Source organism: Mucilaginibacter sp. PAMB04168 (genome assembly GCF_039634365.2).
In the GTDB taxonomy this organism is placed as follows: Bacteria; Bacteroidota; Bacteroidia; order Sphingobacteriales; family Sphingobacteriaceae; genus Mucilaginibacter.
This window is the reverse complement of the sequence record NZ_CP155079.2, coordinates 983,549-1,004,122: the sequence shown is the minus strand read 5'-3', so window position 1 is coordinate 1,004,122 and position 20,574 is coordinate 983,549. Positions and strand designations below refer to the sequence as shown.

The 20,574-nt window shown below is 42.7% G+C and carries 20 protein-coding genes; 8 read left to right on the top strand and 12 right to left on the bottom strand.

Annotated features, from left to right (window positions below; translation table 11 throughout):
- Positions 1-22: 22 nt before the first annotated feature.
- The 8 genes from ABDD94_RS04350 to ABDD94_RS04315 form a co-directional block, all read right to left on the bottom strand.
- A complete protein-coding gene (locus tag ABDD94_RS04350) occupies positions 23-1,738 on the bottom strand; it encodes a tetratricopeptide repeat protein (RefSeq protein WP_345954842.1) in 1,716 nt (571 codons plus the stop codon).
- A gap of 29 nt (positions 1,739-1,767) precedes the next feature.
- A complete protein-coding gene (locus ABDD94_RS04345) occupies positions 1,768-2,682 on the bottom strand; it encodes a substrate-binding domain-containing protein (protein WP_345954841.1) in 915 nt (304 codons plus the stop codon).
- A 227-nt stretch (positions 2,683-2,909) separates the two neighbouring features.
- On the bottom strand, positions 2,910-3,746 hold the full coding sequence (locus ABDD94_RS04340) for a TonB family protein (protein WP_345948761.1): 837 nt from the start codon (positions 3,744-3,746) through the stop codon (positions 2,910-2,912).
- A gap of 35 nt (positions 3,747-3,781) precedes the next feature.
- Positions 3,782-4,324, bottom strand: a complete 543-nt coding sequence (locus ABDD94_RS04335; RefSeq protein WP_345948762.1) for a biopolymer transporter ExbD — start codon at positions 4,322-4,324, stop codon at positions 3,782-3,784.
- 4 nt (positions 4,325-4,328) lie between these two features.
- A complete protein-coding gene (locus ABDD94_RS04330) occupies positions 4,329-4,937 on the bottom strand; it encodes a biopolymer transporter ExbD (RefSeq protein ID WP_345948763.1) in 609 nt (202 codons plus the stop codon).
- Positions 4,938-5,041: 104 nt separating this feature from the next.
- Positions 5,042-5,887, bottom strand: coding sequence for a MotA/TolQ/ExbB proton channel family protein (locus tag ABDD94_RS04325; RefSeq protein ID WP_345948764.1), 846 nt, complete (start codon positions 5,885-5,887; stop codon positions 5,042-5,044).
- A 479-nt stretch (positions 5,888-6,366) separates the two neighbouring features.
- Positions 6,367-6,711, bottom strand: a complete 345-nt coding sequence (locus ABDD94_RS04320) for a translation initiation factor (RefSeq protein WP_345954840.1) — start codon at positions 6,709-6,711, stop codon at positions 6,367-6,369.
- A 3-nt stretch (positions 6,712-6,714) separates the two neighbouring features.
- Positions 6,715-7,602 carry a diacylglycerol kinase family protein gene (locus ABDD94_RS04315; protein ID WP_345954839.1) on the bottom strand — a complete coding sequence of 296 codons (888 nt, stop codon included), beginning with the start codon at positions 7,600-7,602 and terminating at the stop codon, positions 6,715-6,717.
- 216 nt (positions 7,603-7,818) lie between these two features.
- Here ABDD94_RS04315 and metK point away from each other — a divergent pair, with 216 nt between their 5' ends.
- The 4 genes from metK (at position 7,819) to ABDD94_RS04295 (ending at position 11,654) form a co-directional block, all read left to right on the top strand.
- Positions 7,819-9,069: a methionine adenosyltransferase gene (metK, locus tag ABDD94_RS04310; protein ID WP_345948767.1), complete on the top strand. Its 1,251-nt coding sequence runs from the start codon at positions 7,819-7,821 to the stop codon at positions 9,067-9,069.
- A 91-nt stretch (positions 9,070-9,160) separates the two neighbouring features.
- Positions 9,161-10,108, top strand: a complete 948-nt coding sequence (locus ABDD94_RS04305; RefSeq protein WP_345954838.1) for an EamA family transporter — start codon at positions 9,161-9,163, stop codon at positions 10,106-10,108.
- 125 nt (positions 10,109-10,233) lie between these two features.
- Positions 10,234-10,794 (top strand): NUDIX hydrolase, encoded by a 561-nt coding sequence (locus tag ABDD94_RS04300; protein ID WP_345954837.1) that lies wholly within the window; start codon positions 10,234-10,236, stop codon positions 10,792-10,794.
- A gap of 95 nt (positions 10,795-10,889) precedes the next feature.
- Positions 10,890-11,654, top strand: a complete 765-nt coding sequence (locus ABDD94_RS04295; RefSeq protein ID WP_345954836.1) for a lysophospholipid acyltransferase family protein — start codon at positions 10,890-10,892, stop codon at positions 11,652-11,654.
- Positions 11,655-11,704: 50 nt separating this feature from the next.
- Here ABDD94_RS04295 and ABDD94_RS04290 read toward each other — a convergent pair whose 3' ends face one another.
- Together ABDD94_RS04290 and ABDD94_RS04285 are read right to left on the bottom strand one after the other, a co-directional pair.
- Entirely contained in the window at positions 11,705-12,433 is a 729-nt protein-coding gene (locus tag ABDD94_RS04290; protein ID WP_345948771.1) for a LytTR family DNA-binding domain-containing protein, read from the bottom strand.
- Between the two features lies 1 nt (position 12,434).
- On the bottom strand, positions 12,435-13,448 hold the full coding sequence (locus ABDD94_RS04285) for a histidine kinase (protein WP_345954835.1): 1,014 nt from the start codon (positions 13,446-13,448) through the stop codon (positions 12,435-12,437).
- Between the two features lie 201 nt (positions 13,449-13,649).
- Here ABDD94_RS04285 and ABDD94_RS04280 point away from each other — a divergent pair, with 201 nt between their 5' ends.
- From ABDD94_RS04280 to ABDD94_RS04270, 3 genes are read left to right on the top strand one after another with little or no spacing between them, the layout of a single operon-like run.
- Complete coding sequence (locus ABDD94_RS04280) at positions 13,650-13,865, top strand: hypothetical protein (RefSeq protein ID WP_345948773.1); 216 nt, start codon at positions 13,650-13,652, stop codon at positions 13,863-13,865.
- A complete protein-coding gene (locus ABDD94_RS04275) occupies positions 13,859-14,758 on the top strand; it encodes an ABC transporter ATP-binding protein (RefSeq protein ID WP_345954834.1) in 900 nt (299 codons plus the stop codon). Before ABDD94_RS04280 ends, ABDD94_RS04275 begins: the two co-directional genes overlap by 7 nt.
- A gap of 8 nt (positions 14,759-14,766) precedes the next feature.
- Positions 14,767-15,558, top strand: coding sequence for an ABC transporter permease (locus tag ABDD94_RS04270; protein ID WP_345954833.1), 792 nt, complete (start codon positions 14,767-14,769; stop codon positions 15,556-15,558).
- Positions 15,559-15,624: 66 nt separating this feature from the next.
- Here ABDD94_RS04270 and ABDD94_RS04265 read toward each other — a convergent pair whose 3' ends face one another.
- On the bottom strand, positions 15,625-16,353 hold the full coding sequence (locus ABDD94_RS04265) for an alpha/beta hydrolase-fold protein (RefSeq protein WP_345954832.1): 729 nt from the start codon (positions 16,351-16,353) through the stop codon (positions 15,625-15,627).
- 43 nt (positions 16,354-16,396) lie between these two features.
- On the bottom strand, positions 16,397-16,984 hold the full coding sequence (locus tag ABDD94_RS04260) for a GDSL-type esterase/lipase family protein (RefSeq protein WP_345954831.1): 588 nt from the start codon (positions 16,982-16,984) through the stop codon (positions 16,397-16,399).
- 325 nt (positions 16,985-17,309) lie between these two features.
- On the opposite strand from ABDD94_RS04260, the gene ABDD94_RS04255 reads away from it, so the two are divergent.
- On the top strand, positions 17,310-20,462 hold the full coding sequence (locus ABDD94_RS04255; RefSeq protein WP_345954830.1) for an ATP-dependent DNA helicase: 3,153 nt from the start codon (positions 17,310-17,312) through the stop codon (positions 20,460-20,462).
- The last annotated feature ends 112 nt before the right edge of the window (positions 20,463-20,574 follow it).

Below are 20,574 nucleotides of genomic sequence, written 5' to 3'. Positions count from 1 at the left end.
CTCTTATCAGTTCTTAAAAAACTTATTTTCCTTTGGCAGCGGGTTTAGCCGATCCTGCCTTTTTTTGAAAGAAGTATTGAGCCTGTTTATTGGTCGGATCAAACTCACGGGCTTTAGTATAATTTTCTGTTGCTTTAGCAGCATCCTTTTCGGTGTACTCGTAATAAGCACCTAAATAAGCATAGGCTTCACCTACATCTCTTTTGTCTTTATCAGCAACTGCTGTAGCAGTTATAATTTGCAGATATTGATCGTAGAACGGCTTAGCTAAGCCTTTGCTGGTTTCCCGGCTCGGCTCTCTCAGGTCGTTAATACGGGCACGGTACAGAATGGCCGGTGCAAAAGGTGTGGCTGCTTTTGATTGAACAAATGCAAACGCCGCTTCCGATTTTCCTAAAAGTGAAGTATCGGCAGGCGCTTTAGTTTTTAACTGGTTGTTGTACTGATCAGAAAAAGCATAGTAATAAGCCAATCCTTCAGTATAATGCTCAGTTAGGTTTACCTTACCATTATTTATCTTATCGGTATATTTACGGTAAGCCTCAGCCGCCTTAATGTATTTACGTTGTCTAAAATAAGTTGCTCCAATCTCTTGGTATAAAGCAGCCTGGGTAGTATCCATGCTAACTGCTTTTTCAAAAGAAGCCACTGATAACGAATCCTGACCTGGGGTTTTAGCTTGTAAACGACCCAAATAAAAGTAATCGTAAGGGATAATACGTTTAGGATCGGCTTTGCTCATCCAGGTATTTAAAGCAGTAAGTCCGTTAGCATAATCACCGTTTTCGTAGGCGGCATAAGCCATGTAACGATATACCCTCGAGTTAGCGTCGGGCAACTTGGCAATGGCAGCAGCTTCGGTTTGCAGTTCTTTAAATTTACCAGCTTGGTACAAAAAGTCGGCATAACGCAGGCGTGACTCTACCGACATATCGGTTAAGCCCAAATATTTGCGGTACTGTTCAACAGCTTCATTAATTTTGGCTGATGCCTGGGCAGGAACTTTTTGCGCCCAGCGTACATCTGTTTCAGCCCACTCACGGTAAGCGGGGCCAAAGTTAGGATCGATGGCTAAAGCGCCTTTAAACTCGTCTTCAGATGCTTCCCAGTTATTTGCCTGGCGCCAAACCACACCAGTAGCTACTTTAGCAGCAGCAGCCTTAGGGTTAATTCTCAATGCATCGCCGTAGGCTGACACCGCTTCTGTATTTTTTAATTGCGTACGGTATGCATCGCCTAAAGCGATGTATAACTCAGGATCTTTATTATTTGCGGCTATACCTTTTTGCAGTACTGCTACTGCTGCATTAGCATCCGGGTTAGGATCAAGCAAGTAACCTTCACCTACGTATAAATAGGGCTTGCTGTCTTTACCAGCTAAAGTAATAGCTTGGTTAAAATTGGTTTGTGCACCAGCCTGGTCTTTGTTAACCCTTGCTGCGGCGCCTAAACCGGCAAAATTGATGGCTGATTTAGGGTTTGCAGCCAAACCTTTTTGAAAAGTTGCTTTAGCTGAATCTGGGTAATCTTGTAGCAAGAATACCCAGCCCAGGTGAAAGAAGTTTTCGTCTTTTGTTGGTTGTGTTGTAGTCAGATTTTTAAGCATCGACTTAGCTTTCTGATATTGTTCGGCGTCAATAGCTTTCTTGGCGTCGGCAAGACTCTGCGCAAAAACTGATGAACCTATAAATACCAGGCCAAGCGTTGCTCCCGCTACTTTACTGATGTTGTTCTTCATGGCTTAATTTTATAGTTTTAGTTACGTTACTATTTTAAAATCATTTCCCTTTGTGGGATCGAATCAGGCAATAAACCCGATTTCAAAATGATACGTTGCCCGCGGTCGCTTTTAAGGAAGGCAGCAAAGCCAGCTGCTAATCCCAATTTCCCTGTACTGTTTAAAATGTACAATGAGCGACTAAGCGGATATTGTTTTAGAGCTAATGTTTCTTGTGATGGTTTAAAATACTCTGTCGGTGCTTTGTCATTACTTTCATTCTTCACACCAACTATTTTAACTTTGGCTACCGCGTCTGCAAAATCCTTGTCAGGATCATCCAGCCAACTAAATCCAACTATCCCAATGGATTGCGGATGCTCGCTTACATAACGAATTACATCCTTGTTAGATTTTAAAGCATAAATATTTTTTTGCTTTAATTCCTGATTGCCTGATAGTTCCTTCAAATACCTTACCAAACTCGAATTTGGGTTATCAAATACAATGTTTTTATCGGTCATGACCTTGCCATTTAACATGTCTTTGATCTGCGCAACAGAGATCAGTGTATCTGTAGACTGTTGATTTACAATCAGCACTACAGCGTCAATAGCAAAGCGGTTAACATCGGGCGCAAAATTGCGATTTTTTAGAATTTGGAGTTCACTGGGCTTTAATTCTCTCGATATTATAGCCGCCCGGATGCTGTCATTTAAGAACATCCGCAACACGTCATTCTCTGATTTATAGATAAACTCGGGTTTCGCCTCGGTAAATAAGGCTTTAAAAACGTAGGCTTCCTGATCCAGAATGGGCTGGAATGATTCGTCGGCTAAAATTTGCGCTTTACCCTTTACAAATGTATCATCTCCTTTAACTTCAGGAGCTGATTGTTGCCTGCACATTCCAAATCCAATCAATACGGCAAGGCATACTAATAAAATCTTTATGCTGTTATTCATCTAAGCGTGTCTGTTCTGATAATTCTAATAAAACGTAAAATACCATACAAAATAAACAAACCACCAAATGTGTACCGTTTGGTTTTACTCAGCTCGAGTGGCAGTTTATCCCAGAACATAATCATAAGGCCCAGAACAATGACCAAAATGAAGAAGGCTGCTCCTAAAATAAACAAAAACCGCCTTTGGGGCGATTTTTGTTTATCATTATCAGAATTTAGCATTAATTACTGATCTGCTAACGTGAATACAATTGGCACGGTGTATTGTACACGAACCGGACGGCCGTTCTGACGACCAGGCGTCCATTTTGGAGCTGCTTTCAATACACGTACGGCCTCCTCTTCTAAACCTGAGCCCAATGTACGGCCGATAGGTTTAATGTCAGTTAAGCTACCATCACGTTCAACGACGAACGTCACAGTAACACGGCCTTGAACGCCATTCTCTTGTGCTACGGCTGGGTAACGTAAAGCTTTACCCAAAAACTTACCAAAGTCACCATTGAATTTAGGTAATTCCTCAACTGAGGTAAAAATTTCATTCGGGTTAGACTCTGTTACTGCAGCACTAACTGGTGCATTACCCACAGGTTCGTCAATACGAACTGTTTGTGTAGGGTCACCTTTGATATCCTTAGGGCCCGGGTCTGCTACTTTCAAATCCTCCTGGCTTGGCGGATCTTTTTCGCGAACCTGCTCATCTGGTTTTACTATCGGAGGCGGGAAACGAACCTGATCAACCTTTGGTTTCTGCGGTTCGGCACTTGGTGGCGGTGGCGGCGGTGGTTCTGCCTCGTTCAATGGCGGCGGAGGAGATAACACCACTTCCTCAATTTTAACCTTCTCTTTGGGCTTAGGTATAAAACCTTTGATCTTGTTAATGATAGTTGGCATCGAAACGGCCAATGCAAAAAGACTAACAGTAATAAGTAATGCTACTGATGTATTTTTTGGATTGCTTTTACGTAACTCGTACGCACCGTATGCCTTGTTTCTATCGGCAAAAACAACATCAAGCCACTCAGGTTTCAGTATGTCTAGTTTTGATCCTAAAATAGCCATGACTTATTTTATTTAAAGTGTGTGTAAAATATCAATTAATAAAGACCTACGTCTTTTAACAAGCCAATTTCAACCGGTGTAATATCTACAATTGCATACAGTTTATTGTTGGTAATGTTCAACTCGTCAATAATATCGATCATGTTTCTATAGATTGATTTATCGCTTGGTTTAATAATCACAAACATATCCTTGCCTGTTTTTTGTTTGATTTCTTTACCTTTTTCAATTAATACCTTACGGATACCATCTTTACCGTAATTATCAACTGTTGGGGCCGAAAGCGGCTCGGTAGGAACGCCTACAAACCACTCTAAACGGTTGTCTTTACCTAATAATACAGTTACCGTTCTGGATGCTGCAATTGGTTCCTGATCTTGAGGTTTGTCTTCATTTTTATCCGGCATAGCCAAGTCCATGGCTTTTGGTTTTGACAGGGTAGTGGTAAGCATGAAGAAAGTTACCAGCAAGAAAGCCAAATCCACCATGGCTGTTAAATCCACGCGTGTTGACTGCTTCTTACTTCTTACCTTCCCACCTTTACCTTTACCCCCGCCGGAGGTGTCTAATTCTGCCATCTTGTTACTTTCCTCTTAATGATGTAATTAAACTAAATTTGTTTACTTCTTGCTTTTGCAATATGGCAATTATACGCTGTATTGTCGGGTATTCTTCCTTACTATCACCTTTAATTGTAATACGCAGTTCTTTACCTGATATGTTTTTAGTTACAATACGGGCTTCGTGAATCCAGTTAAACAATTCGTTACTAACAGAATCGGTAGGGATACCAGGCGCTTTAAATTCTTTGCGCTGATCACCTTCCATGTTAATAAACTGTTTTACCTGGGCCATTGGCACACCAATGCTTGGTGTTACTGCGTAGCGATCAAGCTCTTTTGGCGTAAAACCAATTTTATACTTTTCGCCCATACGAAGCAGCAATTGTTTGCGCACTTCAAAGCCTTCTATGCCAAAAAACACTTTTCCTTTACCACCAATGGTAAGGGTGGCAATATCACTTTCAGGTAGTAGCACTTGTGATGCCGATCCGGGGGTATCCACCGGAACCGGATCTTCTACCTTAGGTTTTGCCGTTAATATAAAGAAGGTAAGCAAAAGGAAAGCCACGTCACACATGGCTGTCATGTCAATTGCTGTACTCTTTCTTGGAATTTTTACTCTAGGCATTTTTTATTTTCTTTATAAAAATCAATACTATAAATGGTTAATTATCTAACTGTTACGCTACCGGTTTTATTATCAGCAGCGTAACAGTATTTTAAAAACCAATACTAGTATCTAGCTTTATTTTTGTGTGATGCAGCAAATGTTTGCACAATGCTGAAACCAGTCTCATCAATAGCGTAAGTCAGTTTATCAATTTTAGACGTAAATACGTTGTAAGAGATAATTGACAATGCTGAAGTTAAGATACCCAAAGCTGTATTAATCAAGGCCTCAGAAATGTGAGATGATAACTCAGCCTGGTTAGGAGCACCTGAAGTAGCCAGTGCACGGAATGCACCGATCATACCTACCACCGTACCTAACAAACCGATCAGTGTACCTACTGATACCAGTGTAGCGATGATAGTTAAGTTTTGCTCTAACATTGGCATTTCTAAAGCAGTTGCTTCTTCGATGTCTTTTTGGATAGCTAAAGTTTTTTGATCAACGTCAAGGTTTGGCTCTTCTTCCATTTCACGGTATTTTTTCAGACCTGATTTGATTACGTTAGCTACTGAACCTTTTTGTTTATCGCACTCTGCACTTGCAGCTTCGATGTTACCTTGGTTTAAGAAAGAATTGATTTTTCTAACAAAAGCATCAACGTTACCAGTACCAGAAGCTTTGCCAATTACAACAAAACGCTCAATAGAGAAAACGATCATCATTAAGAAACAAGTCATTAACACGGGTACAATTGGACCGCCTTTGTGTATAGTTCCGAAGTAATCGGTTGGTTCGCCGTGCTCAACGTCGCCGCCTTTATAGTGGCTTGCATCACCCAAAACGAAAATAAACAGCAATACTGCTATTACGAAACAAATAGGAATTACTAAAGAAGCGAAAGCGCTTGAGTTACCAGAGCTTTCTTTTTTAACAGGAGTAGTTGGTTTTGATGGTGCGGTTGCCATTACTTTAAATTTAGTTTTTAGTTTTTGTTTATAATATTTAGTTAATTAAATATGCGTATTTACATAAATAACAAATCTATAATTTTATCAATATAAAATTACGCAAAATGTTATTCTTTACAATTATTTAATGCCAGATTGTTAGGTAGATATTTTTAGCAATGTACTACTTAACGTGAGCGCTGTCATTTATTATGTTTCAACAAACATTTTTGCAATGAAAGCCATTTTTTTTAATAATAACAAGCATCAAACATTAAAAAAATGTAACTAAACTGATATAAGGCGCCCGGCTGAGTGTAAAAATTACCCAATGGGTGCCCCGTTATGTGTTTGTTTAACGTTTATATTGATTATTTAAGATATAAATTTAATAAAAGTTTTTGAGATTTATAAAAATGCGCCAAATAGCGCCTTTTACAATTAAAACTTTTTAAAGATTTATCTATAAATAACTTAAAGCAAAAAAGGCCGGGAGATTATCCACCGGCCTTTTTTGCTTTATAACCATCGCTCAACAGCAGCGCCAGTATCTTGTCTCTAAAATCGCCCTGTATTAGTATTTCATAGTCTTTTACCGAGCCGCCTACTCCACATTTAGTCTTCAACTGTTTGCCCAACGCTTCCAAATCAGCTTCGGCGCCGGCAAAACCGCTTATACGGGTAACCAGTTTGCTACCTCCTTTTCGGTCGAGGTATATTTTGAGGTTTTGCTGCTGTGGCGGTGGCGTAGTTGCGCCTTCACTATTGCCGCTGTTGTAGGTAAAATCAGGATCGGTCGAATAAATCAGTCCGCCGTTGGTATTTTTATTTTTTTTCGACATAGGTTACCGGCTGTATTGTGTGCCAACAATTACATTTAACGATAAAGGCATAATTTTGATTTCGGCATCGGCACCCAAGGTTTGCGGCTCGCCATCTAAATGTGCCGGCCCGGGAGCATTACGCGATACCCGTATTTCTTTCCCTCTTATAATCTCCACAAAGCTGGATGTATCGGCCGTTTTGGTAAACATACGCAATCCCATCTCAGGGAAGCGGTAAAGCGGGAAAGGCTTTATAACGCATACATCCAGCAAACCGTCCTGAACGGATGCCTTGGGCGATACGTGGGCATTATTGCCATATTGCGAGGAATTAGCGAAGCTTAGCATAAAGGCATCGCGGTTGTACGCCTTGCCGTCGATAGTTAATTGATACTGTTGTGATTTATAGCTGATGATTTCTTTAATGGCCGCTTTAAAATAGGTAATAAAACCGCGTGTTGTTTGCCGGGCAAAAACCTGGCTTATGTGCGCATCAAAGCCCATACCTGCCATATTAAAAAACCACTGTCCGTTTATCTGGCCGGCGTCAATCAGTTCTACCTTAAAATTATTGATATTTTGGATGGCTTTTACTGTATCCATAGGGATGCCTAAAAATCGGGAGAGGCCGTTACCCGACCCAAAGGGCAAAATACCAAGCGCCGCCTTACTATTTACCACCGCCGATGCCACCTCGTTTACGGTACCATCGCCACCTACGGCAATAATAGCGTCATAAGTGGCACAGGCCTCTTTGGCCAGCCAATGTGCATGCCCGGCCTCTTCAGTAAATACAATGGTATGGTCAATAGCCTTTTTGTCCAGGTGCTGCTGTATGAGTGGCGGTACATGGTCTTTAGACTTGCCACCCGCTACCGGATTTATAACAAATAAGGCTCTTGTTTTCAATTAAATTTATTTTCGCCATCAAAAGTAACCCTATTTTCGGCTTTTGTAAAATTGTTTTAATTTTGCCCACTGAAAGTGGACTGATTTGATAAACGCTGCTAAGGCAGCGCGGATTGCAACCACGTAAAAAAGTGCTAAAACCAAAATTTTCTTTTTTACTTGTATCCCGCTCATTTCTCTGTACTTTCCTCAAATCATATTAATTGACGAAATTCTATGCCCTATTTATTTACTTCAGAGTCCGTTTCAGAAGGACATCCAGATAAAGTAGCCGACCAGATATCGGACGCACTGATTGATCATTTTTTGGCCTTTGATGCCGACTCAAAAGTGGCTTGCGAAACGCTGGTAACCACCGGGCAGGTCATACTGGCCGGCGAGGTTAAATCTAAAGCCTACCTTGATGTGCAAAAAATTGCGCGTGATGTGATTAACCGCATTGGTTATACCAAAGGCGAATACATGTTTGATGGCAGCTCCTGCGGTGTGTTATCGGCTATTCATGAGCAATCGCCCGATATTAACCAGGGGGTTGACAAGCAGGACAAGCAAGAACAAGGTGCAGGCGACCAGGGTATGATGTTTGGTTATGCCACTGTTGAAACCGACAACTATATGCCTTTGGCGTTAGATATTGCCCATGCTTTATTAATTGAATTGGCCGCCGTTAGGCGTGAAGGTACCGATATTAAATACTTACGCCCCGATGCCAAATCACAAGTAACGCTGGAGTATGACGATAACAACCAGCCGGTTCGTATTGATGCGATCGTTATTTCAACCCAACATGACGATTTTGACGAGGACGAGGCTATGCTGGCTAAAATACGTGAAGACATTATTGGATTTTTGATTCCGCGTGTTAAAGCCCGTTATCCTAAATATGCACACTTTTTTAACGATGATATAAAATACCATATCAACCCAACGGGCAAATTTGTAATTGGCGGCCCGCATGGTGATACCGGCTTAACCGGCCGCAAAATCATTGTGGATACCTATGGCGGTAAAGGCGCACATGGTGGTGGTGCGTTTTCGGGTAAGGATCCCTCAAAAGTAGACCGCTCGGCGGCTTATGCTACCCGCCACATTGCTAAAAACCTGGTAGCTGCAGGTATTTGCGACGAAGTATTGGTACAGGTATCATACGCTATTGGTGTGGCACAGCCTATGGGCATTTACGTAAACACTTACGGCACTGCCAAAGTTGATTTGCACGACGGCGAGATTGCACGCAAGGTAGAAGAGCTATTTGATATGCGCCCTTACGCTATCGAGACCCGCTTTAAACTGCGTAATCCTATTTATAGCGAAACTGCTGCCTATGGCCACTTTGGTAAACCCAGCCAAACCGTTACCAAAAACTTTGTAAGCCCTGAGGGCCGCCAAGTAACCAAAGAGGTTGAGCTATTTACCTGGGAAAAATTAGACTACGTAGAAAAAGTAAAACAGGCTTTTGGCTTGTAATACGATACTATATATTGCTTAAAAAGAGCGGCAGATAGTATCTGCCGCTCTTTTTATTTAAACGTTTTATACGCTATACCTTACCTCAACCATGCAAACTCCTGCCCCACCCTCACGCCTGCTAATTATACTGGCTTTTGCTGCTGTATATTTTATTTGGGGCTCAACCTATTTGGCCGTCCGTTTTGGTCTTACCGGTTTCCCGCCGTTTATATTAGTAGCACTGCGGTATGTGGCTGCAGGTATAGTAATGCTTGCTTATTGCAAAATTAAGGGTGAGCGTTTACCTTCAATACCCTTGTTTGGTAAGCAGGCCGTAAGCGGCATTTTAATGCTGGTTGGCGGCACGGGCATGGTGGCCTGGGCTGAGCAGTATATTAGCTCGGGGCAAGTAGCAGTACTTATTGCCGCACAACCGCTCTGGTTCCTGGTACTCGATAGGGCAAATTGGGTCAAATACTTTTCTGATAAATATATCCTTTCTGGCTTATTGGTAGGTTTTTTAGGCATCTTCCTGTTTATGAAACTGGGTGCTCAGGAAGATGTTAAGCAATCAAACATGGGCTTAATAGCCATGATAGGCGTTCAAATTGGGGCTATGCTTTGGGTGATAGGCTCGCTTATTACCAAAAACAGTAAAGGTAGCAGTACAGTAATCATGAATAGCAGCATCCAACTAATTTCCGCTAGTGTGTTTAGTACAATTGTTGCGTTGGTATCGGGCGAGCTGACTGGATTTACCTTTGCGCATGTGCCAGTTAATGCCTGGCTGGGTGTGCTGTTCCTGGTAACGTTTGGATCGCTGGTGGCATACCTGGCTTACATTTGGCTGTTGGGGCATGTAGCACCGGCGCTTATCAGCACTTATACTTACGTAAACCCTGTAGTGGCCGTTTTTTTAGGATGGGCACTGGGCAATGAGAAATTTTATACCGGCCAGTTTATAGGTCTGGCCGTTATATTAATTGGTATTTTGCTGGTGAACGTGCCTGCGTACAGGAGGAAGAAACAAGAGCCGGGAACCGAGAACCAAGAGTAATCCCAAGCCATACTATTTACTAAAACATACTCCTTAGCTTAATTGTGGTTTTAACAAAGAGCTAAAGAACAGCACATCGAGCAAAATCACCTTCGAATAACTATTTTAGCAAAATAACACTTTACATGCACAACCCCGAACATAACCCCTGGCAAGTAACCTCCGAAACAGAAGTTTACAGTAATCCCTGGATCAGTTTAACGCATTTTGAAGTCATTAATCCATCAGGCAATGCTGGCATTTACGGTAAGGTGCATTATAAAAACCGGGCTATTGGCATATTGCCGCTTGATGAGGAAATGAATACTTATTTAGTTGGCCAGTACCGCTTTACTTTAAATGCCTACAGTTGGGAAATACCCGAAGGAGGTGGCCCCTTAGGTACAGACCCACTTGATGCTGCCAAGCGCGAACTATTAGAAGAAACAGGCCTCAAAGCCAACCGTTGGACTAAGGTAAACGACTTCCACCTATCTAATTCCGTTGGTGACGAATTTGGACACATTTACCTGGCGCAAGACTTGGAGCAACATGAGGCCGAGCCTGAGGAAACCGAACAATTAGTGATACGTAAACTGCCTTTCAGTGAAGTTTACCGCATGGTTTGCAACAGCGAAATAACCGACTCAATAACCGTTGCTGCCGTGCTCCGCGTACAATTATTAATTTTAGAGGGAAAGCTGTAAAGGGAAATGAGCTTATAAATAAGACAAAAGGCTTGGGTTCTATCTTGGCTCTTGTTTCTTGTCTCTGATAAATTATTACCTTTGAGGCTTCTGTTATGAGGAGACTTTTTGGATACATTTTATCGGCCATTCATTACCCGGCTTTTGGACTGCTATTGTTAATTTTTCAGCCCATACAATGGTTTTGCTATACGGTTTTTGGATACAGCGCACACAAGAAATCTGTAGATGTATTAAACTTCTTTTTAACTAAAACCTATTATTTATTAGGCAACCGGGTAAGCTTTACCAACAAACAACAGCTCCCTGTAAACAGGCCCCTTATTTTTATTGCCAATCACCAGAGTATGTATGATGTGCCTCCGCTTATCTATTATTTGCGTAGGCACCATGCCAAGTTTATCTCCAAAGTCGAACTCACTAAAGGCATCCTATCCATTTCCTACAACTTAAAGGTAGGTGGTGGCGCCAATATAGACCGCAAAGATCCGCGACAGTCTATAACCGAGTTGGTAAACCTGGGCAACCGGATGAAGAACAATACCTGGTCTACGGTTATTTTTCCGGAAGGCACCCGCTCTAAAGATGGGCACATGCGCCCGTTCCAATCGGCCGGTATTGCCACCATTCTAAAAAAATGCCCTAATGCGTTACTAGTGCCTATCGTTATCAACAATGCCTGGAAAATGGTGCAATACGGTATCTACCCGCTCAGCACGTTCGAGCATCTGACCTTCGAGGTCCTTCCCCCTATAGAACCCAATGGCCGCCCCGCCGATGAACTGGTAAAAGAAGTGGAGGAAGTGATTAAAGCAGGGGTTATAGTAGAGCCAAGAAACAAAAAGCAAGAGACAAGGTAGACACTCATCAACCGAGTATTTCCTCCTGGCTCTCGTCTCTTTATTTAATATCAAATATTCTTTTCCTCTACCATTCTGAAAAACTCGTCGCGGTAGGTATCACCTATGGGAATAATTTTGTCGCCAATGAAGATGCGGCTACGCTCGATACTGTCTATCTTATTAAGGGCAACAATATACGAGCGGTGCACGCGAATGAAATGGCGCTCGGGCAGGGCATCCTCCACCTTTTTCATATTCTGTAGCGTAATAATACGTTCAGCCGGCGTAAATATGGATATATAATCTTTTAAGCCTTCAATAAAAAGAATATTGTTCAAATATACTTTCTGAATTTTATGCTCAGTTTTCACAAAAATAAAATCGTTCGATATATCAGACTGCGGCTGGGGTGCCTCCTCCTTTTCAACCGGCTTATTGGAGGGAAACATAACAGCATGCACTTTTTGAGCCGCTTTGTAAAAACGATCAAAGGCAATGGGTTTTAACAAGTAGTCGGCAGCATCCAGCTCATAACCTTGCAGGGCATATTGCGGGTAGGCAGTGGTTAAAATAACACGGGCTTTACCGTTTGATATACGCAGAAACTGAATGCCGGTAAGCTCGGGCATCTGCACATCCAAAAAAACCAGATCAATGCCGCCATCCTGCACCAGGGTAAGTGCTTCGATAGCACTGGTGGTAGCCTTAACTAATTGCAAAAACGGAATTTTTGAAATGTAGTCTTCTACAACGTGCAGAGCCAAAGGCTCATCATCAACAACCAGACATCGGATCATGTTATAAAATTAATGATAATTCACAAGTATAGGTGTCGGCAGTATCATTAATATTTAAATGATACTGGTTTGGGTACAGCAATTTTAAACGGCGCTTTACATTGTTTAAGCCAATACCACCGGCTGCATCGCGATTATGCAAATGCTTTTTATTGTGCATATAAAAGTCGAGGTGACCGTCATCTACCGTAATTTTTAGCTGTATGGGTGCTGCCGGATCATTGGCTACGCCGTGTTTAAATGCATTTTCAATAAACGATATAAGCAGCAAAGGCACTATGCGCTGGTTGGTAATAATACCATCTACCTCAAAGTTTACATAAGAGTTGTCGCCGAAACGAATCTTTTGCAGATCGATAAAATTTTGCAGGTACTGCAGCTCATTAGCCAAATCAACCTTGTTATCATTACACTCGTACAGCATGTAACGCATAATTTCCGAAAGCTTCAGGATAGCCTCGGGGGTGTTTTCGGCCCGTTGGTAGGCTAGTGAGTATATACTGTTTAAAGAGTTGAACAAGAAATGCGGGTTGATTTGCGACTTTAGCAATGCCAGTTCGGCCTGAAGGCGTTGGTTTTCCAAATCTCGCTGTATGCGCTCGTTCAAAAACCAATCGACTGTAAAATGCAGCAGCAAGCTTAACAGCACAAATATAACACTGGTAAAACAAGCGCTGATGTAGTAGGATATAAAACTAATGGTTTTGCCGTTCCGGCCTGTAAGTATATGCTCATGAAATATGCGCCCCAAGCCATATTTAATAAACCCAACTGCCAAAACTGTTACAAGCAGCATAAGCAGGTACCTGCCATACCGCTTATTGTTCAGGTAATTGGGTATAAATAACAGGTAATTAGAGTAAAACAGGCCAATATTAATAAGGCCATAACCTACAAACGTAACCAGCAGGTCAACCATCTTTATTTTAGCGTTGGTGTGCGCTATATACATAAAGAATGAGATGACGCTTATCCAAAAAAAGGAATGCCAGAAGATTTGCCAGCTTTTTTTCATTGCCCTAATATATAGTTAAAGCGGTAAAGCTACCTGCTTATTTATATACATGCTGGCAATTTGCCGATAAACAGCCTATAATTATCGATGAACTGGTTGGTAGATAGAAAGGGCAGTTCATCTATAATATTCAGCAGTTGGTCTAAATTAGTTTAGCAGGTTGTTTTTTTGAATTTACTTTGTATCATCAAATCAGTCACAATGAAAAAGTTATTATCAAACCTGAATCCCTTTATACTGTTAATGTTGCCTGTACTATTTGCTTTGGTACTGGGTGTAGGTTACCAGTTTGAGCACGCTAAAAGCTTAAACGGTGATAACAGCATAGCATCAGTTAAACAAACCACTTCTTTATTTACAAAAGGGGTTCGTTTAGTTAAAGTTGTTTGCGCTGTATCAACCGAAAAAGCATGGTAATTCAAACACAGGATTTGAACTTTTACTTTGGCAAACAGCCTGTTGTAAAATCATTATCATTACAAGTACCCGAAGGCAGCATATTTGGCTTCCTAGGCCCTAACGGGGCGGGTAAAACAACAACTATAAAATTGCTGCTCAGCTTGTTACAAATACAAGAGGGCAGCATTCATATTTTTGGGCAGGAGCTGCAAAGCAACCGCATCAAGATACTCTCGCAAGTGGGTTCGCTTATTGAGCAGCCTGCTATATACGCTCATCTTACCGGTAAAGAGAACCTTATTAACCGCGCCCGCCTGCTGCAGGTTCCGGCTAACCGTGCCAATGATATGCTGGCCCTGGTTCATCTTAACGATGCCGCGCATAAAAAGGCCGGCAACTACTCGCTGGGTATGAAACAACGGCTGGGTATTGCCCTGGCTATGCTGGCCGACCCTAAACTACTCATACTGGATGAGCCAACTAACGGACTTGACCCTAACGGCATTATTGAAATACGTGAGCTATTGGTTAAACTAACCAAAGAGCATAACAAAACCGTTTTTGTATCGAGCCACTTACTAGCCGAAATTGAGCGTATGGCTACCCACGTGGGTATTATTAACGATGGCGCCATGATGTTTCAGGGTAGTATACAAGACCTGGAAAACCTAAGCCAGCCGGTTGTGCAGGTCGAAACCACCGAAACCGCTGATGCTGCCAATTACCTCAAGAGCCAAGGCTATGAGATTACTCACGTAACCGATACCTATTTAACGCTACCTTTCTCATCAAAAGAAGATACTGCAGCTATTAATGCCAGCCTGCACCATAATGGCCACAAGGTTTACAGTATTGGTAAAATACAAAAAGACCTGGAAGAACTGTTTTTGAACATAACCCAAAAAGCCTAACCTGAGCCATGAAAGGATTTTTACTATCACTGCAATCTGAATTTTATAAGAGCCGTAAAACGCTGGGCTTTTGGAGCGCCATACTGCTGCCATTTATATTAATGTTTTTAGTTACGATTGGCTTTTACATAAAAGCTGATAAGCTGGCCGCATATACCCCCGAAAAAGTATGGGGCAACTTTGCAGGCATACCTATGGGTGTAATGGGTTCGCTGCTGTTACCCATGTTCATTATATTTTTAGCCTACTCGGTAAATAACATTGAACATCGGTCTGATACCTGGAAAACGCTGTTTACCTTACCTATACAAAAATGGTCAATTTACAGCGCTAAGTTTGTTTATGCTGTTCTGTTGCTGCTGATATCACTTTTGCTCTTCCCGGGGTTTACCATTTTATTTGGCAACCTGCTGGGCGCCATACAGCCAAAGCTTAAGTTTAGCGGCTACCATATGGAAAAAGAGTTGTTCCAGATTTACAGCAAGCTCTTCCTGGCTTCATTGGGCACGCTTTCGCTCCAGTTTTTGATGAGCCTGGTTTGGAAGGACTTTTTAAAACCTATGGGTATTGGCTTTATAGGAGCCATTATGGGTATTATATTGGTAGCTACCGTACACTGGGAGTATGCTTACACTATACCCTACTCACAGCCGCTGCAATCTATAATGGGCCGGAGCAAAACTTTAAACGGCCAGGCCCAATTTGAGCTGCTTACCAAGGAAGTACAGCTAAGCCTGATTACCGCTGCTGTAATATTTGTAGCCGGCTATTTTGTTGTAAAACGCAAAAGCATTAAATAATTTCAACCTTATCATACAACCATAAGAGGCGCCTAAGCAGGCGTCTCTTTTTTTATGTGCAATGCTTTACAGGTACAGTTGCACCATTTGCCGCCAGTAACGGGGCCGATGCCCGTTACCATCCCATATGTAAAACTCGTGCTGTATATCATGTGCCAATAGTTTCCTACTCAGTTCCTGGTTACTGTGTAAAAAAGGATCGGCTTCACCAACAGCTATTATCATATCGAGCTGTTTTATTCTGTTCAGGATATTTTCATCGCTTAAGTTAGCCATAAACTCCTGGGGCATGTTAAAGTAAATGTCTTCGTCCCGGTAACCATCAAACAGATCGTTATAATTTTCCATTTGCACAGTAAGATCATAACGCCCGCTCATGCCCACCACTTTTACAAACTTTTCGGCATGCCGTAAGGCAAGGTTAACTGCATGGTAAGCACCCATGCTACAACCAGCTACTTCAATGGGCCGGCCGCTATTATGCTGGTGCATGAAAGGCAATACCTCGCCCAGTATGTATTCTTCATACTGCAAATGGCGTTCAATGCGCGCTCTGGGCTCAATAGTCTTGTTGTAAAAACTTTCGGCATCGATGCTGTCCACACAAAAAAGCTGGAGCTCACCATTTTCCAGTTTCTCGAACAGAGCACCAACTACGCCCCAGTTTTCATAATCATAAAACCGAGCCATACGCGTTGGAAAAAAAAGCACCGCACGGCCCCCATGGCCAAACACCAAAAGTTCCATGTCGCGCTGCAACACGTTGCTAAACCACTTGTGATACTCCCTGTTCATCTAATAGGGTATTGGTGTATTTGTATTAGCTCTTAAATTCTCATTAAACTATGCTACTGCCTATTACTTCTTTCCAAACACTATATCCCTTTACGCTTAGGTGCAAACCGTCATCAGCAAAATATTCCTTTTTTGGTGCACCGCTACTATCCAGCATTGCTTTGAAAATGTTTACGAAACGCCAATTGTTCTGCTTTTTAATAATCTCGCTCTCAATTAAATTATTAGCATACTTAAACTGATCGGCCATACTCCAGCGGGCCGGGCTTGGTTTCAGCGAAACATAGTAGCAGGGTATATTGCCAAAACGCTCGTTTACCCTAAACATCAGTTGCTGAAAAAATATAAAAACCTCTTCGGGCAACCGGCCATCGCCCAGGTCGTTATCACCAGCGTAAATTACCAATCTTTTAGGGTGAAAAGGCATCATTATACGGTCAAAAAACCAAACGCATGCTGCAATAGTAGAACCTCCAAAACCCAGGTTTATAGGTTTCAAATCTTTAAAATCATCATACAAGCTTGTCCACATACGCATACTCGAACTGCCGTAAAAAAGCGTTTCCGGTGCGTAACCAATCTTTAAACTATCCTTTTCCAGGCGCTTTACCTCATCCTCGTACCAATACATTCCGAAATATATGAAAGTGGCTTGATGTTACAACACCGGCCATGTTTTAAATACAAAGCAGGCTTAAAATGTTTGATGCTTAATGGATTGTTTACTCATTCCTACAGCATAGATTGTAATCTGGCGTTTAATATAAATCCGGCTATCATCTCAGTGCTTCACCGTTATTCTCTTCTTAATACATATCATCAGCACTGCCAGCTAAAATTTAGTCTGATACATTAAGTATGGTTACAGCTTCGGCTTTTTTTTGACATTGCACCAAGTAACACAGCTCCGTTCCCGATTCTAAAATCACCGCTCTTTGCTTATCTTTACAATTGTGATGATACAATCTCCTTCCGAACGTTATAATCAGAAATTTAAAGATATACTGGCCCAACTGAATGCTGAGCAACTTGCCGCCGTGAATAAGGTTGACGGTCCGGTTTTGGTGGTGGCCGGCCCGGGTACAGGCAAAACACAGATACTGGCCGCCCGCATTGGTAAGATACTGCTCGAAACCGATGCCCAGCCCAATGAGATTTTATGTTTAACCTATACGGATGCCGGCGCGGTAGCCATGCGCAAGCGTTTGTTCGATTTTATAGGTCCCGATGCTTATCGCATTAACATTTATACGTTCCACGCTTTTTGTAATGACATTATTCAGGAAAACCTGGACTATTTCGGCAAGCTGAGCCTGGAGCCTCTGAACGACCTGGAATCGGCCATGTTGTTTAGGGAACTGGTGGACGAGTTTGATAAAGACCACCTGCTCAAACGCTTTACCGGCGATATTTACTACGATGTTCCCCGGCTGAAAAGCCTGTTCAGCACCATGAAACGCGAGAACTGGGAACTGGCCATGATTGAGCGCGCCGTGCAGGAATATATTGACGACCTGTCCAACCGCGACGAATTCATCTACAAAAGGCCCAATGCCGCCAAAGGCATACAAAAAGGCGATATAAAACAAAAGGATGTTGATGCCGCCAAAGAAATAATGGCCAAGCTGATTTGTGCCGTAAACGAATTTGCGAATTACGAAGGCAAGCTCAAAACGCGTGGCATGTATGATTATGATGACATGATTATTTGGGTGCTGCGTGCCTTCCGCGAGAATGAAGACTTGCTGCGCCGTTACCAGGAACGCTACCAGTATATTCTGGTGGATGAGTTTCAGGATACCAGCGGTTCACAAAATGAGTTGTTGAAATTTTTGCTTACTTATTGGGATACGCCCAACGTGTTTGTAGTGGGCGATGATGACCAGTCCATCTTCCGTTTCCAGGGTGCTAACATGAAGAACATACTGGATTTTGCCGACGATTATGTAAGCACACTGCATACGGTAGTACTTAAACAAAACTACCGCTCTAACCAAACCATCTTAGACATATCGCGCGTGCTCATTGGCAACAACCGCGAGCGCTTAACCAGTCAGCTGCGGTTAGATAAAAATTTGCTGGCCGCTCATCCCCGCTTTCAGGCAGAGATGGTTGAACCGGTGATTAATGAGTATGCCAACACCGACCAGGAACTGGTTGACGTAGCCCACCAGATAGAGCGGCTTATTGCCCGCGGTACCGATCCGGCCGAAATTGCCGTGATCTACCGCAACCACAACCAGGTGGAGCAGCTCATTCATTACCTCGACGCTAAAAAAGTAGCGGTGAACACCCGGCGAAAGATTGATATTCTGACGCTGCCCTTTGGCGAAAAGATCATCAACATAATGCAGTACCTGGCTATGGAAATGGACTCGCCTTACAGCGGAGATGAATTACTTTTCGAGATCCTGCATTATGATTTTTTTGATATTCCGCCTATTGAGATTGCCAAGGTGAGCATTGCGGTATCCAAAGCCAACTTTAGCATGAATGCCGATGAGCCCAAAACCTCCATACGCCGTTATGTAAGCGAACTAAAGCCTAACCGCCAGGCCAGCTTGTTTGAGCAGCCCGAAAATGTGGAGATGAAGCAAATAGTTGCCGATATAAACTTCCTGCTTAAGGCGTCGGTAAGTTTAAGCCTGCAACAGCTGTTTCAGCAGGTTATTACTGCTTTGGGCATTTTAAAGTATGTAATGCAACAGCCCGATAAGGGCTGGCACATGGAGGTACTCACCAGCCTGTTTAATTTTGTACGCGATGAAGCCCGCAAAAGCCCTGAAATGAAATTAAAGCACATCGTCAATACCATTGATTTGATGAAGCGCAACAACATCAGGCTGGAGCTGCACCAGGTAATACATGCCGAAAATGGCGTAAACTTTGTAACCGCCCACGGCTCAAAAGGACTGGAGTATGAGTATGTATTTTTAGTTGGCTGCACCAAAAGGATATGGGATTCAAAAGGTCGCAATATGGGCTTTAGCTTTCCTGATACGCTCATGCAGGCCTCTGGCGATGAGAACGCCCAGCAGGAAGAATCGCGCCGGTTGTTTTATGTGGCCCTTACCCGTGCTAAGCAATGCCTGCACATCTCCTACCCTATTAAAGACCGTAATGATAAGGACCAGGAAGCATCGCAGTTTGTAGGCGAAATATTGGCCGCAAGCCACCTGCAGGTACAGCACCCACAGGTAAATGAGGATGCGCTGATGGCGTACTTTGCCACCCAGTTTAGCGAGGCCGACAAGCCTGTGGTACAATTGCTGGATAAGAACTACATTAACCAGCTGCTGCAAAACTACGTATTATCGGTTACGCACCTCAACAGCTACCTGGATTGCCCGCTGAAGTTCTATTTCCAGAACCTCATACGCGTTCCGGCGGGTAAAAGTCCGGCTATGGCATTTGGATCGGCAGTGCACCATGCCTTGTATAAGGTGTTTGACAGAATGACCAAAAACGATAACCGCTTTGGGCCGGTAGATGATTTTATGCGCGAGTTTAAATGGTTTATGTACCGCAACCGCGATGCCTTTACCAGCGAAGAATTTAAATTGCGGATGGACTACGGCGAAAAGATACTACCAGCTTTTTACGAGCAAAACGTTTACCAATGGAACAAGATAGTACGCGTGGAACACGCTATGCGCAACTTAACCATTAACGGAGTACCGGTAAAAGGCCACCTGGATAAAATTGAGTTTAATGGCAACCAGGCCACCATTGTAGACTATAAAACCGGCAAGCTTAAATACGCTAAAGAAAAACTGTTGCGCCCAACCACCGATAACCCCAACGGGGGCGACTACTGGCGCCAGGCTGTATTTTATAAAATGCTGGTGGATAACGACCGCAAAGGCTGGGAAGCAACCGGCACCGTTTTTGAATTTATAGAACCTATTGACGGACAATACCACAAAGAAAAAATACTGGTGATGCCACAAGACGTAGAAACCGTAACCCGCCAGCTTACCGAAACCTACCATAAAATTATGGCCCATGATTTTGCCACCGGTTGCGGCAAACCCGATTGCGACTGGTGCCACTTTGTGCGCAGCAACTTTAAACAGCCAGGTAAGATATTAGAGGGTGTTGAGGAGTAGTTTGGAGGATGTAGCAAGTATAAATAAAGAAGCCTTTACAAGGAAGCACTGTTTAAACAAACCTTGTCGAATTACCGTATAAGCTTACGTCGTGCTTTAATTATATAAAGCA